This is a genomic window from Paeniglutamicibacter sp. Y32M11, assembly GCF_019285735.1.
In the GTDB taxonomy this organism is placed as follows: Bacteria; Actinomycetota; Actinomycetes; order Actinomycetales; family Micrococcaceae; genus Paeniglutamicibacter.
On record NZ_CP079107.1, the window covers coordinates 654,544 to 669,904 of the forward strand.

Below are 15,361 nucleotides of genomic sequence, written 5' to 3' on the forward strand. Positions count from 1 at the left end.
TTCACTCCTTGAAGTACAAGTTGTTGATGATTGATATATCAGAACTGAGTGCAATGCTATGATGGGGATCACACGGTGTCAATAGCCCCCTCAAATAAGTCTCGACGCCGAGCGAACTACAGTGATTCCGACCCCTAGACACAGTGAAGGAAACCTCCGCATGAGTATCATCTCCGCAAGCCCGGAGGTTCTGGGCGCGCCTATTTCCCTGGCCGAGCAGGCCTATCGGGACATCCGTGACCGCCTGATCATGCTGGACATTCGTCCCGGGGAACCGATCAACGACGGACAACTTTCCCTAGAACTCGGGGTGGGGCGCACCCCCGTACGCGAAGCGCTCAAGCGTTTAGAGATCGATCACCTGGTTGTTTCGTATCCGCGCCGGGGAACCTTCGCCACCATCGTTGACATCACCGAACTCGCGGATGTCTCCGAACTTCGACGCTCCCTCGAGCCGCTGGCCGCTCGCAAGGCGGCACTTAATGCCTCGGAAAGCGACCGCACCGCGCTCAGCGACTTGGCCCGCGATATCGCGCGGCTCGGTGAACGGAACGTGGACAAGCGTGGCTTGATGGAATACGACCTCAGCGTTCATCGGCTCATCTATCGAGCCGCGGGAAATCCGCACCTCGAAGAGGCGCTGATCCGGCTGGACAATCTGGCCACGCGCATTTGGTGCCTCGTGCTGGACAAGGTTCCAACGATTGAAGGGCACATCGAAGAGCACATTGACCTGCTCGAGGCCATTGTTGCCGGTGAGTCCGAGAAGGCTGGCGCCCTGGCGCTGGAACACATCACCAGTTTTGAACAGACGATTCGCGCCGTCCTCTAATCGAATGTCCGCGCGCGGGGGATCCTGAACGCCGACTATTCGGCCGTGATACGCGCGTGGAGTTCCTTCACGATCGCCTCATGTAGCGTCTTGAGCTGGTCATTGGTGAGCGTCGTTGGGTCAACGAGTCCGCTGCCGGTGTTTCCCTCTGGCGTGGTGTCCGGGTCCTGTTGGGCATCATTGGAGCAGCGTAATTTATTGCCCGTTGCGGTGAGCAGGCACGATGAACCGTCGGCATTAAGCTGCACACGGTAGTTAACGTTCTGCTTCTGCCCGATGCTTGCGTGCCACACCCCTTCGCCGCCCGGCACAATTTCCATGACACTCATGCCCGTGGCCCAGTCGCTCAGCGAAGAATAGTCGGACTTAATCTTGTCCGCTGTTGCCGCATTTGACTGGCGAGGGGTCTGCATCGTGTGAAGCGTCGCAATGGCGTTGGCCCCGGCACTCACCCGCGAGCTGTCCAAGACCGCAACGTGGTCGATGGTGCGTGATGAGGCACGCGAGGTGAACGGAGAGAAGAACCCGAACTGTTGTTCACCGTATTTCAAGGAGAAATTCGAGTGACTTCCCAGATTGGTGTCGTCTTCATCCTTAGGTTCGTCGGTAATGCCGGTGGACTTCAGAATTTTGGTGCTCCACCAGCCACCATTGAGCGTGGACAGCGAGGCATTCACGCGACGAGACTGCGAAATTGAAACGGCCGGACCTGGCAGTTCTCCCGAAGCGATCTCCGGCTTGAGCTCCAGGGTATCGGTGCTTCCGTTGTAAATCACCACGCCCGCAGGAACGTCGTGCGGGGCGATCCAGTTTTCGAGCTTGGTGACCGGAACAACGATCTTGGGCGTTCCGTTATCGCAATATCCCCAGGTATCTGCTTCCTTGGCGATGAGCGAGGTGTCAATACCTGCGATGGCGCGTGTGAGGCTGTTGGCAAACACCCCATTCATGCGCTTATTGGCCTCGGGAGCAAAATCGCAACGCTCGCCGGTTGCCTGTCCCGTCAGCGCCAGCTGCTGAACAATCATGGTTTCGTACCCCGGTCCCAACCATCCTCGGCGCTCAACAAGAGTCGCGTAGGTGTCATCGCCGGCAAGGTACGTGGTACCGGTAATGTCACCCACGGTTCCGGAGCTATTTGAGGACGCCTGTCGCTCTGCCACAAGATATGGTGCGCGCAGGCCCGTCTCTGGCAAAAGTTCCTGCTCGGGTGAAACCACCGTCACCGTGTTGCGCAGGTAAACGTCGGCGTTCCAGCTGGCGGCCAAGGCCAGCGGTGCGGAGGCGACGACTGCCAGCACCCCGATCGTGCGAATGCCCCGCTTCTTGGAGATCTGTCCACCGAGTGCAACGAGTACTCCGGCGACGAGCAGCGTGAGGGCCAGCCCGCCACCGAAAACTATCCCAGTGAAGAATCTCGCGCGGGTTAGCGGGTCCAGTAGCGGTAACGACAGGACGGCAAGAGCGATGAAAAGGGCAATAACTGCGGCGCGTTTCAAGAGGAGATTCTCAATCTGGCTAGGGCTTAAGCAATTTCCAGCAATACTGTCACGAAAAACTTCCATAGTTCGGATTTATTACCAAAGGGGCGCGTTGCGCGCTGCAAAGGCATAGTCGACCATTATCTCGCTCATAAGTTTCCGGCCGGGTATCGTTTCGCGCCGTCGGCACCTCAAGGACCTATGAATGAAGGTGACGTGGTCGGCGCTCGTCTCTGCGTTGTCTCTTCAACGGTTACTTCTCGTGCTGTGCTGTGCGTTGCGTTTATCGGTGACAACGCCCTGAAGCCTGGACTGGAGGCGCCTTAGTTCTAGAAACGCCCGTTCCTTTTGTCGATATCTCTTTGAGTCGATTGATGGCAGCTGCGAAGACACAGGGTTAGTTGTTCTCGGCCGCGTTTGATCTGGCCAATTTTGTGGCCAAATGCAGGGCGGCGAGTCGCGAGGTACGGCGTGGATCTCCACCTAGAAGATCAAAAATCTTATTCAGTCGCTTATGCAGTGTCTGACGTTCCATAAACAGGGTGGCCGCCGCTGCGGTTGAATTGCATCCCGAGGAGAGCCACGTCTCGAGGGTTGCCACAAGGTCTCCAACACGCATCTGGTCGTGGGCAATCAAATCGGAGAGGTTTTCTTGGACAAATAGCTCAACTCCCTTGCGTCCCAGTTCCCGAACGCTGAGGCGTTCCAGAACCAGATCCCCACTGTCGCGTAAACCCCCGGATTCGGGAGTTGGCAAGGTCAACCGCTCGGTCAGGAAAGCCTCTTGAAGGGACCACGCCCCATGGGCGGCATCCGGTGCCCACGGCCCTAAGACACCTTGGACTGCAACCGTTCCGATTTCCTGACGGAGCCCCGCCAACACTTTGCGTCGTTCTTGATTGGGGGAAGGACCGCCAAGTGGAATTAGTCCATAGAGGTAGTCGGCATCGAGGTAGGTTTTAATCTCTGGACAATTCCGCCGCAGAATTCGTTCCAGTGCACTGCGCATCCGTCCCAACTCAACGCCTCGGAAGATCACAACTGCGACGGGAATTCCCACCGCGAGCCCCACTTGGCTGCATAGCTCTTTGATCTCACTAACACCAGAATTTCGGATGATGGCCTGCATCAGTGCCGAATCTGCGATTTGTGATTGAGTGGGCCGGTGATACTGGGACAAGGCTAGAGCCAGGATGCTCCCGAGCCGTTCGGCCACCGTGGTCAACAGCTCGTGCTCGGCTTCATGCCGACTTCCGAAGTGTAGCCGTGCGGCCAAAACGTCGCTGACAAAGATGTCAGAAATTACCTCGTGGACCACTTCGCCATCAGGAATGCTGTGGCTGCTGGCCAGAGTAATGCCACCCACGTCAACCAATAGAGTGTTCACCCCCAATGCGTCAGCAATGAGTGCAATGAGTGGGGATAGATTGGGACCGGACGTTGCGATTCTCTGGGCGAGGAGTTGGGAGATTTCATCTGCCCTCTGCAGCGCTAGTGCCTGTGCGGAGACGATACTGCGGTTGATCATCTCCGCTAGCTCCACGAATGGCACCGTGGCACGAAGCTCAACCAGCGGCAAGCCAGTTACCTGCGCGGCGCGGATAAGCTCGGGAGAAATTTTCCGGCTACTTCCCACGGTGTCGATGGCAAGGGCTGCGACTCTGCGCGCTGCCAGGCTGTGGACGTAGAGGACCTGCGCCTCGGGCTTCAGTGCCAAAAGAGTCTGACCGCCGGTGAGTAATAGTTCCTCACCACGTAGCAGGGGTGCGATCTCGAGGACCTCGCTGGAATGAACCCACCGCACCCCAACATGCTCAATTTGTTCGGCCCCCGCTAGGACTCGAGGGCACGCCTTCATAAAAAGTGGCGTCGCCAGTACATCTTTAAGAGGGAGCAGCATGAATGTCTCCTTGCGAGGAACCGGCAGATGATTGGTTTTCAAATAATCCGACTAGTGACACTCTGTCACTGAATGAGGATCAGAAATATACATTTCGAGTGTACCTAGTGGTGCATATCACTTCTAGGCTGGTGGATAAGTTCTAGCGTTGAAATTCCATCTGAAAAGAGTGAACCAATGAGTAGAGATGTAGCCAGCTCATCTGAAAGCGTGACCCACGAGGTCGAGGATTCCCTGCAACCAATTCCTGAATCCGCCAGGACTACCAAACTTTCCGGGCAATTCTGGATCTGGGCTGGGGCCAACGTTGCTCCCATCAACTGGATCCTTGGCGCCTTGGGCATCCACCTTGGATTAGGGCTTGCCGATACACTGACAGTTCTGATTGCGGGAAACGTCATCGGCATGCTGGGTTTCGGATTCTTTGTCATCCTGGGCCAGAAGACCGGAGCCACCGGCATGCTGTTGGCGCGCGGTGCCTTTGGTCGTCGCGGTGCTTACCTGCCGGCGGCCATTCAAGCGGTCATTGCCATTGGGTGGTCCGCCGTGAACACCTGGGTAATTTTGGATTTGATCATGGCGCTGTTTGGGATGATCGGCTGGGTTGATCCGACGTCAGCAAACCTGCTGTGGAAGATTTCGACAGCGGCAGTCATCATGTCGATCCAGGTGGCCATCTGCTACCGCGGCTACAAGGCCATTGCCCGCTTCGAACGCATCACCATGCCGCCAACCATCATCGTGCTGATTGCTATGTCGATCCTGGCCTGGACCCAGCTGGACATCGATTGGAGCTATCAGGGTCCGGTCGGCGAAGTGCTCACCGGCATGCCGCGCATCGCCGCAATGTCCTCAATCATGACGGCCATCGGCATTGGCTGGGGGATCGGCTGGTTCACGTATGCCCCGGATTACTCCCGCTTCGTCTCTAAGCGCATTAAGCCGAGCAAGCTGTATGTCGTTAGCGTCCTGGGACAGTTCCTCCCGGTCGTTTGGCTCGGCATTCTTGGTGCCAGCCTTGCTACCAAGAACGGCACCGCGGACCCCGGGCAGCTGATCGTCGAGTCTTTTGGTACCCTCTCGATCCCGGTGATTCTGCTGGTCATCCACGGGCCGATCGCAACCAACATCATCAACATGTACACCTTCGGTGTTGCAACGCAGGCACTGGATATCAACATATCTCGCAAGAAGCTCTCCCTCCTGGTCGGAGTGTTGGCTATGGGTGCAGTCATCGCCTTCCTCTTCGCCCACGATTTCGCCGAGGTCCTGCACAACTGGATCATTGCCATTGCGGCCTGGGTTGCCACCTGGGGCGGCATTATGGCGGTGCACTACTTCGTCTTCGAACGCCGTCATAAGGACTTCTCCTACCTGTTCCTTGATCCGAAGTCGACCAAACTCAAGTCCATCAACCCCGCGGCATTCATTGCCTTCGCCGGCGGCATCTTCATGACCTGGATGTGCATGTACGGTTCGATTCCAGCGCTCCAGGGTCCGATCGCCACCGCTGTGGGTGGCATCGATTTCTCTTGGTTGGCGGGAACCGCCACCAGCGCGGGGCTGTACTACGCACTGGGTCTGCGCCGTTTCAAGTCCCGCATCGAAGAGGGTGTGCCGTTGGGCCTGAAGATCAACTGCACGGACGCGGAATTCATCCGCCAGCACGGCAGTGCCGAGTTCCTGCTCGCCGAGCAGCGGATCGACGGCGTGGAAACGGCCGTCAACGAGGCATCCGGAAAGAACACGATCGGCTCATAGCAATCAAAGGGTTCAACAGGGTCCCGTGGCGGAATATTCGCCACGGGACCCGCACCCATATTCCGTGGACGAGCCAGACTGCCGACACGGTCGATGCGGCAGGGCCGCGTTCACGGCAACTGTTTTTCTCAACCATTCCCCCTTAAATCGAACGGCGCGAGTGGCGATTCCCCGACCGGACGCCACGCGTCAACATCATAAGGAGCACCTCGATGCAGTCGGTCTTTCTGGAAGATATCGATGCGGAAACCTATGCCGCCTACGTAACCCAGCCCCACGCAACGGTCATCATTCCCACCGGCGCCACCGAACAACATGGTCCGCATATGCCGCTCGGTGTCGACGCCATGCTCTCGCGCGCCATTGCCGGGGTCGTGGCCGGGAAGCTCGGTGCCCTAGTTGCGCCGACCTTTTCCTATGGGTACAAGTCGCAGCCGCGCTCCGGCGGAGGCAATCATCGGATCGGCACCACGAGCCTGAGCGGTTCAACGCTCATCGGCCAGGTGGAGGACGTTGCCAGGTCATTCATTGCCCAGGGGTTCACCAAGGTCGTTATCCTCAACGGCCATTTTGAAAACTATCAATTTGTGTACGAGGGACTGGAGATTGCGGTGGGCAGTGCCCGGTCGGCCGGGCTGGATGCGAGGGCCATGTTGCTTTCCTACTGGGACTTCGTGGATGAGGAAACCCTGGAGAAAGTCTTCCCCGACGGATTCCTGGGCTGGGACATTGAGCATGGAGGGGTGCTCGAAACCTCGCTCATGTTGCTGCTGCATCCGGAGAAGGTCGACATGTCCCGTGCCGTCAACCATCCGCCGGCGCAATTGAAGTCCTATGACGTGTTTCCCGAGGACCCTGCACGTACCCCCGCCAGCGGATGCCTCTCTTCGCCGATCGGCGCCAGCGCCGAACGCGGACAGCTGCTCCTGGATGCCGTAACCAACGGGGTGGCTGGGGCCATCGACGCCGAGTACAGGCTGTCGGTGGAATCACTGGCGGCCGGCTGAGGGACCTTTCCGGGGCGTTGCGGTTCGTCGAGAATTGAACGGTGGCGAGGCGTGTGAAAGTGCGACCAGTCCTTGAAACTGCAAGCGGCGAATCAGAGTTGATGCGGGTGCCCGGGTGAACCGGGCACCCGTGCTGTTTAACGCCAATTGGCGCAGGAGAGGCGCAAGCAAGGATGACCCTTGACAGTGACGCTGGACACAAATACAGTTGTTGCAACAGCGTTGCAGTCAATGCAACTCCTCAAAAAACCTGAGGTTCCCCATGAATCAACGCAACAACCCCGCGGGCAATAATGACGCCAACACGCGTTCCGCCGCGACCGCTCTCACCAATGAGCCGGCCCACGATCTGGGACCCACGCTCAGTGGCCAGACACGGCCAGACCCCGCCGGGATCGGCAAGAAGACCCGCACCAAGGTGGTTGCAGCAAGCTTCATTGGCAACTTCGTGGAATGGTTCGACTACGCGGTGTACGGCTACCTCGCCGTCACCATCACGGCGGTCTTCTTCCCGGAGTCCGATCCGCAGACCGGATTGATGCTCACCTTCGCACTCTTTGCGATTTCGTTCCTGGTTCGCCCCTTGGGTGGATTCGTTTGGGGCCATTTGGGCGACAGGATCGGCCGCCGTGAGGCGCTGTCCTGGTCGATCCTGATTATGTCGGCCGCAACGTTCTGTATTGCGCTGATTCCGTCCTACGCGACCATCGGCGTCTGGGCTCCGATCCTGTTGCTCATCGTTCGCGTGGTCCAAGGATTCTCGGCCTCTGGCGAATATGCAGGAGCTTCGGCATTCCTTGTCGAATATGCGCCAGCCAATCGTCGAGGTCTTTACGCCGCGGTTGTCCCTGCCAGTACCGCCGCCGGGCTGTTGCTCGGTTCGCTACTGGCCGCACTGCTGACCGGGTTGCTGGAACCGGAGCAAATGCAGTCATGGGGCTGGCGCCTTCCGTTCCTGTTGGCAGCACCCATGGGCCTGATTGGACGCTACATCCGCACCAAGCTCGAGGACTCTCCGGTCTTCAAGGAATTGGCCAAGGAGGATCAAGCCGTCAAGGCTCCGGTCAGCACGCTGTTCAAGAACCACTGGCGCCAGCTGCTGCAGGCAGTCGGTGCGGTGCTTCTCAACGCCGTGGGCTTCTACGTCATCCTCAGCTACATGCCCACCTATCTTTCCCAAGAACTGGGTTTGGATGAAACTGCATCCTATGTGGCCACCACGGTGGCGCTGGTGACATACATCGGCTTCATCTTCGTGGTGGGAATGCTCTCGGACCGATTCGGGCGTAAGAAGGTTCTGATGAGCGCATCGATCCTCTTCGTGGTGCTCACGGTTCCGGCTTTCATGCTCCTTGATACGGGCAATTTCGTGGTCATCCTGCTCGTGCAGATCCTGCTGGGCGGCATGCTCAGCCTCAACGACGGAACCCTGCCCAGTTACCTGGCGGAGATGTTCCCCACCCGGGTCCGTTACTCCGGATTCGCGGTGTCTTTCAACCTCTCCAACGCACTGTTCGGCGGCACCGCCCCGTTTGTCGCCACACTGCTGATCGCAACCTCGGGCAGCCTGCTGGCGCCGGGGTGGTACCTCATGGCCGCGGCAGTCATCTCGCTGATAGCCGTCGCCTGTTCGGTAGAGACCAGCAAAAAAGCCTTGGCTTAGGCGCACCCCAACTTTCCCCATTCAATACACAACATCATCACCACAAAGGAGTACACCATGACCATTGCATCGGCCACCGCCACGAATGTTTCCGAACTCGAGCGACTCAAGACCCTGCACAACGGTACGAAGCAGCAGCTGACCTTCTCGGACACCGAATTCGAACGCCGCCTCTCTGGCCTGCGAAAGATCATGGCCGCCAACGACCTGGACGCGGTCATTCTGACCAGCTACCACGGCATCAAGTACTACTCCGATTTCTTGTACACCACCTTCGGTCGTAACTACGCGTTGGTGGTTACCGCTGACAGCTCAACAACCATTACCGCCAATATCGACGCCGGCATGCCGTGGCGCACCAGCTACGGCGACAACATTGTCTACACCGACTGGAAGCGCGACAACTTCTACTTCGGATTGCAGGAGGCGCTGAAGCGCAACGGCGTGAAGGCTGCGCGCCTCGGGGTCGAAGATGACGCCCTGCCGACGCTGACCCGTCAGACCATCGCCGATACGTTCCCCGGTGCGGCCCTGGTGGATGTCTCACAGGCCGCCATGCGCCAGCGCATGATCAAGTCCGCCGAGGAGATCGAGGTCATCAAGCATGGTGCACGGATCGGCGACATTGGCGGCGAAGCCATCAAGGCCGCCATCCGCGAGGGCATCACCGAGTATGAGGTCGCGCTGATCGGCACCGAGGCCATGGTGCACGAAATCGCCAAGACCTTCCCGCACCGCGAGGTGCGCGACACCTGGGTCTGGTTCCAGTCCGGCATCAATACCGACGGCGCGCACAACTGGGCCACCACCCGGAAGCTTGAGCGTGGGGACATTCTCTCGCTGAACTGCTTCCCCATGACCAGCGGTTACTACACCGCGCTGGAGCGCACCCTGTTCCTCGGTGAGCCGGACGAGCGCTCACTGCAGGTGTGGAACGCCAACGTCGAGGTGCACAAGCGCGGCCTGGAGCTCATCAAGCCCGGCGCCGTCTGCAAGGACATCGCCGCGGAGCTCAATGAGATCTTCATCGGCCACGGGCTGCTACCCAACCGCACCTTCGGTTACGGCCACTCCTTCGGTGTGCTCTCGCACTACTACGGCCGCGAGGCCGGTCTGGAGCTGCGTGAGGACATCGATACGGTGCTGGAGCCGGGCATGGTGGTTTCCATGGAACCGATGGTCACCATTGCGGACGGAGAACCGGGGGCCGGCGGCTACCGCGAGCACGACATCCTGGTCATCGGTGAGGACGGCGGGGTGGAGAACATCACCAAGTTCGGCTTCGGTCCGGAAAACAACATCATCAACCGCTAAGGTGCAACTGGCATGATGGGGGCGGGTGGAGTGCACGTCTGCATTCCACCCGCCCCTGTATTTCATCCGATCGTCGCCTCCCGACGAAGAATTGAGCCCCACGCCATGACAGTGAATGAACAAGACCGCGCCGGATTCGCCATCGCTCTTGAACAAGCTCGACTGGGTGCCGGCGAGGGTGGGGTGCCCATTGGCTCGAGCATCTTGGAGAACGGGTTGCTGGTGGGCGCCGGTCGCAATCGCCGCGTGCAAAACGGGGATCCGACGGCGCATGGGGAAATCGACGCGCTACGCAATGCCGGGCGCCGTGTCTCCTACGCCGGAACCACGCTGTATTCCACGCTGGCGCCCTGCGCCATGTGCTCCGGATCGATCATCCTCTTTGGCATCCAACGCGTGGTGGTGGGGGAGGACAAGAACTTCCCCGGGGAACTCGACCTGCTGCGCTCCCGCGGCGTCGAGGTGGTTATCATCGACGATCCCCGGGCCACCACACTGATGGAGGGGTTTATTACCCAGAACCCGGGCCTCTGGAATGAAGACATCGGCGTCGAAGAGAACTAATCGCGTTCGGCGAACGCCGCGGCGCGATACCGTACAACAGTAAATACGACTACCAGCACTCAATACTCGATGGAGAGATGCCCCCATGGCTGCCCCCACCACAACCGCCCCCGTCACCGAGCCACGTGGTGCCTCGGTGATTGTCAACGTCATTGATGTGTTGCGTTGCTTTACCGTGGAGAACCCGCTGTTGGGCGTCACCGAAATCGCCGCTCAGGTGGGGCTACACAAATCGAGCATTTCGCGTATCTTGGCGACCCTCGAGCAAGAACGCATCGTGGCCCGCGACGAGGCCACTCGGAAGTATGCGTTGGGATTGGGGCTGATCGCGATCGCGGGGCCCCTGCTGGCCAATCTTGATGTGCGTCGCACCTCTTTTCCCTTCCTGGAGGAGCTCGCCGCACAAACCGGTGAAACCGCGGTGTTGACCATCTGGGATGGTGCCGAATCGGTATCGGTAGAGCAGATTGCCAGCATTCATTTGGTGAAACACACCTCAGCCATGGGAAGTCGGTACAACACGGCGCTCAGTGCTTCGGTGCAGGTCTTTTTGGCCCATGAACAGCCCGCACGTGCAGAGGCCTTGCTGGAAACCCGAGCCGTGGTGCTGCCCAAAGATACTGCTGGTGCACGAGCCGCCTACCTGAAGCGACTCGAGATGGTGCGTAGGGTCGGTTACGCGGCCAATCACGGGGAAACCTCCAGTGAGGAAGTCGGGGTGGCAGCTCCGATCTTCGACCATCGCGGAGCCGTAGTTGCCTGTGCGATGATTGCCGCCCCGTATTACCGGGTCTCCGAAGAACACCTTGCCGAACTTGGCTCCGCCTGTGTGAGGACCGCGCGAAAGATCAGCACGCGGTTGGGCGCATCGGCAGCTTAGGACCGTAAACCGTATCGACAGAAGGTGAGGAGCATTCCGATGTTTGAACCACGAGGTGCTTACACCTTTGGGCACCGGCTGCATGAGGGCAGCGAGACGAAGATGCAATTCCATTTTGTTGATGAGATGAAAATGCCCGTCGCGATCCAGACGTGGGAAATTGAACCCGGCGGGTACGAGGGGATGCACGCCCACGAACCTCACGAGTTGGCACTTGAAGAGTTCTACCTCGTCCTAGCCGGAAGCGCGAGCATGCACGTGGGAGACACACTGCACGAGCTGAGCATCGGGGACAGTGTGCTGGCATCGGCCGGGGTCCAACACGATCTGCGCAACACCGGCGATGAACTCTTGCGAGTTCTAGTGGTGTGGGGAGCGGGAGGTGACAAGGACTTTTCCCGGTTCGGGTCCGTCGGCAAGGCGCGAGCAGCACGGGCCTCATCCGCCCCTTGATTACCGCTGCGCGAGGCGTTTATTGGCCCGAGATGCTTCCCGGCGTGCGGTCTGAAACTGCTTGCCGAATACGGTTTAACCACTGTCCTAGCTCCGCACCGGTGGCCTCGGGCTGATCAAGGTGTGCATTGTGGCCCGCTTCCTCGAGCACTCGCACGGTGGCATCTGCATAACGACTAGCCAGCCGCTGTTGGTCCTCGAAACCAACCACATGATCTTGGCGCCCGGTTATGAAGAGCGTCGGGCCGGTGTAATTGCTGACTCGTTCCTCTGGCTCACATGACAACGAATAGTTTCCGGCAATCCGGCCGATGACCGATCGATCAAAGGCACGTAACCCGGGAAGTGCACTGTCACGGAATCTCGCCCAATTCTCCTGCGTCTGCAGAACAGCTAACTCCGCGTAGGCGCTTGCCTCATCCGGATCCAGAGATGCCAGCAATGCGGAATCCTGTTGCAAAACTGTTGCCGGTGGCAGGACTCGGCGAGCCTTATCGGCAACCACGACCGGGCAGAGCAGCGCCATTCCCATGACTTGATCGCCGAACTCAGCTACGAGGTGTCTGGAGAGCATCCCGCCAAAGGAATTGCCGAGCACCGCAAATTTTTGGCTTCCGAACGTGGCCCGGACAAAGGCCACCAGTTCGGCTGCGACGTCGTCGGTGCTGCGGATTTCGGCTCCAGCCACCGATGCCCCCATGCCCGGCAGATCGACGTAGATCCGGCGCCATGACCCATGTGATTCAAATACCGGGTCGAGTCCCAGCAACAGCCGATGATCCACGCAAAATCCATGAATCAGCAAGAGGGGAGTCCCTGTTCCGCGTTCAACTGTATGCACCTTTGAACGCTAACACGGCCAGAGTTTTGACGCTGGATGGGCATTTAGGCGAGGGCGTTGCTGACGGTGTGTCCTGGGACACGTGGGTTAGTGTGGTTTTATGGCGAAAACCCCGCACTCGCAGCTCTTCGATGTCATCGTTGTTGGCGCTGGATTGGCTGGCCTCGTGGCGGCCACCGAAGCCACCGCATCGGGGGCCCGAGTGCTCCTGATAGACCAAGAATCCGAGGCCAACCTCGGTGGCCAAGCCCATTGGTCATTTGGCGGGATCTTCCTCGTTGATTCGCCAGAACAACGCCGCTTGGGTGTTAAGGATTCCCTAGAACTTGCTCAACAGGACTGGGAGAACACCGCAGGATTTGATCGAAGCGAAGATGACTGGGCCCGGAAATGGGCGAGGGCGTATGTCAGCTGGGCCGCCGGGGAAAAGCGCGAATGGCTGCATCAACGCGGCGTAAGGTTCTTCCCGGTGGTGGGCTGGGCCGAGCGCGGCGGCGCCGGGGCGCAAGGGCCGGGAAACTCGGTACCGCGATTCCATATCACCTGGGGAACGGGGCCGGGTCTGCTTGAACCCTTTATCCGTGCCGCTGAAGTGGCCGAGGCCAAGGGGCAGCTCACCATGCTTTGGCGCCACCAACTTGATGACCTGGTCCTAGTCGATGGGCACGTCACTGGGGTGCGCGGAACAATACTCAAGGATGACAACGCCGAACGTGGGAAAGCCAGTAACCGGATCAAAGTGGCGAACTTCGAGTACTTTGCCCCGGCTGTCATTGTGGCCACCGGTGGTATCGGCGGAAACCTCGAAAAGGTCCGCGCTGCATGGCCGGCACGACTAGGAACCGCACCCGAATCGATGGTTGCCGGGGTACCCGCCCACGTTGATGGACGAGGCCTGGACATTGCCCAAAAGGTGGGTGCCCGGCTGATTAATGGGGATCGAATGTGGCACTACACCGAAGGGATCGCCAACTGGGATCCGGTGTGGGAACGACACGGCATCAGGATCCTCCCGGGTCCTAGCTCGCTCTGGCTCGATGCCACTGGCAAGCGCCTGCCTGACCCGCTCTGGCCGGGCTTTGATACCTTGGGCACGCTAGAACATCTCCGCGGCACCGGACACGACTACAGCTGGTTCATTCTGAACCGACGCATTATTGGCAAGGAATTTGCGCTCTCCGGTTCCGAGCAGAATCCCGATCTCACCGGGAAGGACATTCGTGCGGTGCTCGCCAGGGCGCGCGTGGATGTACCCGGTCCGGTCCAGGCGTTCCTCGATCGGGGCGAGGACTTCATCCAGAGTGACACGCTGGATGAACTTGTCACCAAGATGAACGAACTCACTGGAGAGAACCTGTTGGATCCGGCGGCCGTAGCCTCCGTTGTCGCGGCCAGAGACGCGGCGGTAGAGAACGCCTTTGGCAAGGACGGTCAGCTCGCGGCGATCAACTTGGCCAGGCGTTACCTCGGAGACAAACTGGTGCGTAGCGTCAAACCGCATCGGCTCCTGGATCCCAAGGGTGGCGGGCTGATTGCCGTTCGACTACGGACCTTGACCCGCAAGTCGCTCGGCGGCATTCAGACCGATCTAGATTCTCGAGTGCTCGATTTCGCGGGTGAACCGATTCCGGGACTGTATGCAGCAGGTGAAGCGGCTGGGTTCGGTGGCGGCGGTTGCCATGGCTACCGTGCCCTCGAAGGCACGTTCCTCGGTGGCTGCCTCTTCAGTGGCAGGGCAGCTGGTAGGCACGTAGGCGGGGTGGTTGGGCGGTCATAGATCGAGCCACCCATGTTCCCGCCGCACGTACCTGCGGGACATTTGTGGCTCGAGAACCGGATGCGACTTAGTGGGTGTAGTGATAGACCAATCCAAAAAGGACGGCCGAGATACTAAATGCGAAACCGATAATCATCGGTTCCCATGTGCCTTGGGAAGTCATGAGGAAAATAGCGAACGTGGCAAAGAGCAACGCAGCCAAGATGCCGCCAAGGATGATCGAACCGCCACCGTGGTGGTGCACGGTGGCCTGCGAATTTCGGTGAAATAAATTAGCCATGTCCTCAGGGTAGGACGAAGAAAAGGGAAATACGAGGGGAACGACGATGAACGATCCGGAAGAGCAAGTTAGCGGCGACTGGCGCCAGATATTCGGGGCCTTGGCCAACGAGGAGACCCGGCGTTTTTATGCCCAGCGAGTTTTGGGCCTGGAAAGTGATTTGCGTCCAGAACGTGCGGCTAAGGCTGATGCCAATCTGCGCAAGGCGCGGCTCATTGATAACGAAGGTGTCCCGGATTCTGGCATCTTCGCGCGGCTGCTGGCCCACGGCGCAAAGTCGGAACCACGAGTTGGCCAGCAGCGCTTTTTTGATGCACAGGGACGGCTTGATCGCTACCCCAAAAATCACGAAGAACGTGTTTCGTTGCTGCGCTTGATCTCAGGGCGCGTGATCGGCCACGGGGAGCACCTCAGTGAGGCGCAGCTGACGGCAAAACTTGGCGAAATCACTGATGATCCGGTACTTCTCCGGCGCTATCTGGTGGACTACGGTGTGGTGCTGCGCCAGCCAGATGGGTCGTCCTATCGACTGGCTGACGGATCGGACTAGTCGAGGCAATTGTGCGCATCTTGTCCGAAGGGGTATTTTCATTGGTGAACGGTGGCTG

The 15,361-nt window shown here is 59.1% G+C and carries 14 protein-coding genes; 10 read left to right on the top strand and 4 right to left on the bottom strand.

Going from position 1 to position 15,361, the window contains the following annotated elements:
* Window positions 1-160 precede the first annotated feature (160 nt).
* Window positions 161-832 carry a GntR family transcriptional regulator gene (locus tag KUF55_RS02930; RefSeq protein ID WP_132362323.1) on the top strand — a complete coding sequence of 224 codons (672 nt, stop codon included), beginning with the start codon at window positions 161-163 and terminating at the stop codon, window positions 830-832.
* Window positions 833-867: 35 nt separating this feature from the next.
* Here KUF55_RS02930 and KUF55_RS02935 read toward each other — a convergent pair whose 3' ends face one another.
* On the bottom strand, window positions 868-2,331 hold the full coding sequence (locus KUF55_RS02935) for a hypothetical protein (protein ID WP_255557260.1): 1,464 nt from the start codon (window positions 2,329-2,331) through the stop codon (window positions 868-870).
* Between the two features lie 379 nt (window positions 2,332-2,710).
* Window positions 2,711-4,213, bottom strand: coding sequence for a PucR family transcriptional regulator ligand-binding domain-containing protein (locus KUF55_RS02940; protein WP_218817939.1), 1,503 nt, complete (start codon window positions 4,211-4,213; stop codon window positions 2,711-2,713).
* A gap of 177 nt (window positions 4,214-4,390) precedes the next feature.
* Between KUF55_RS02940 and KUF55_RS02945 the strand changes: the two genes are divergently transcribed.
* The 7 genes from KUF55_RS02945 to KUF55_RS02975 all read left to right on the top strand — a co-directional run bounded on the left by KUF55_RS02945 (window position 4,391) and on the right by KUF55_RS02975 (window position 11,855).
* Entirely contained in the window at window positions 4,391-5,974 is a 1,584-nt protein-coding gene (locus tag KUF55_RS02945; protein WP_218817940.1) for a cytosine permease, read from the top strand.
* A gap of 212 nt (window positions 5,975-6,186) precedes the next feature.
* Window positions 6,187-6,981 (top strand): creatininase, encoded by a 795-nt coding sequence (locus KUF55_RS02950; protein ID WP_218817941.1) that lies wholly within the window; start codon window positions 6,187-6,189, stop codon window positions 6,979-6,981.
* Between the two features lie 262 nt (window positions 6,982-7,243).
* The gene (locus KUF55_RS02955; RefSeq protein ID WP_255557261.1) at window positions 7,244-8,644 is read left to right on the top strand and encodes an MFS transporter; all 1,401 of its coding nucleotides are present in this window, start codon (window positions 7,244-7,246) and stop codon (window positions 8,642-8,644) included.
* A 57-nt stretch (window positions 8,645-8,701) separates the two neighbouring features.
* Window positions 8,702-9,958 carry an aminopeptidase P family protein gene (locus KUF55_RS02960; RefSeq protein ID WP_218817942.1) on the top strand — a complete coding sequence of 419 codons (1,257 nt, stop codon included), beginning with the start codon at window positions 8,702-8,704 and terminating at the stop codon, window positions 9,956-9,958.
* 105 nt (window positions 9,959-10,063) lie between these two features.
* Window positions 10,064-10,522, top strand: a complete 459-nt coding sequence (locus KUF55_RS02965) for a nucleoside deaminase (RefSeq protein ID WP_218817943.1) — start codon at window positions 10,064-10,066, stop codon at window positions 10,520-10,522.
* Window positions 10,523-10,607: 85 nt separating this feature from the next.
* Window positions 10,608-11,402: an IclR family transcriptional regulator gene (locus tag KUF55_RS02970; protein ID WP_218817944.1), complete on the top strand. Its 795-nt coding sequence runs from the start codon at window positions 10,608-10,610 to the stop codon at window positions 11,400-11,402.
* Between the two features lie 39 nt (window positions 11,403-11,441).
* Window positions 11,442-11,855, top strand: coding sequence for a cupin domain-containing protein (locus tag KUF55_RS02975; RefSeq protein ID WP_218817945.1), 414 nt, complete (start codon window positions 11,442-11,444; stop codon window positions 11,853-11,855).
* 19 nt (window positions 11,856-11,874) lie between these two features.
* Here KUF55_RS02975 and KUF55_RS02980 read toward each other — a convergent pair whose 3' ends face one another.
* On the bottom strand, window positions 11,875-12,639 hold the full coding sequence (locus KUF55_RS02980; RefSeq protein ID WP_218817946.1) for an alpha/beta fold hydrolase: 765 nt from the start codon (window positions 12,637-12,639) through the stop codon (window positions 11,875-11,877).
* Window positions 12,640-12,796: 157 nt separating this feature from the next.
* Here KUF55_RS02980 and KUF55_RS02985 point away from each other — a divergent pair, with 157 nt between their 5' ends.
* Window positions 12,797-14,473, top strand: a complete 1,677-nt coding sequence (locus KUF55_RS02985; protein WP_218817947.1) for an FAD-binding dehydrogenase — start codon at window positions 12,797-12,799, stop codon at window positions 14,471-14,473.
* 67 nt (window positions 14,474-14,540) lie between these two features.
* Here the strand turns inward: KUF55_RS02985 and KUF55_RS02990 are convergent, their stop codons facing one another.
* Window positions 14,541-14,753: a hypothetical protein gene (locus KUF55_RS02990; RefSeq protein WP_132362305.1), complete on the bottom strand. Its 213-nt coding sequence runs from the start codon at window positions 14,751-14,753 to the stop codon at window positions 14,541-14,543.
* Between the two features lie 46 nt (window positions 14,754-14,799).
* Here KUF55_RS02990 and KUF55_RS02995 point away from each other — a divergent pair, with 46 nt between their 5' ends.
* Window positions 14,800-15,303 (top strand): DUF2087 domain-containing protein, encoded by a 504-nt coding sequence (locus KUF55_RS02995; RefSeq protein WP_218817948.1) that lies wholly within the window; start codon window positions 14,800-14,802, stop codon window positions 15,301-15,303.
* Window positions 15,304-15,361 lie beyond the last annotated feature (58 nt).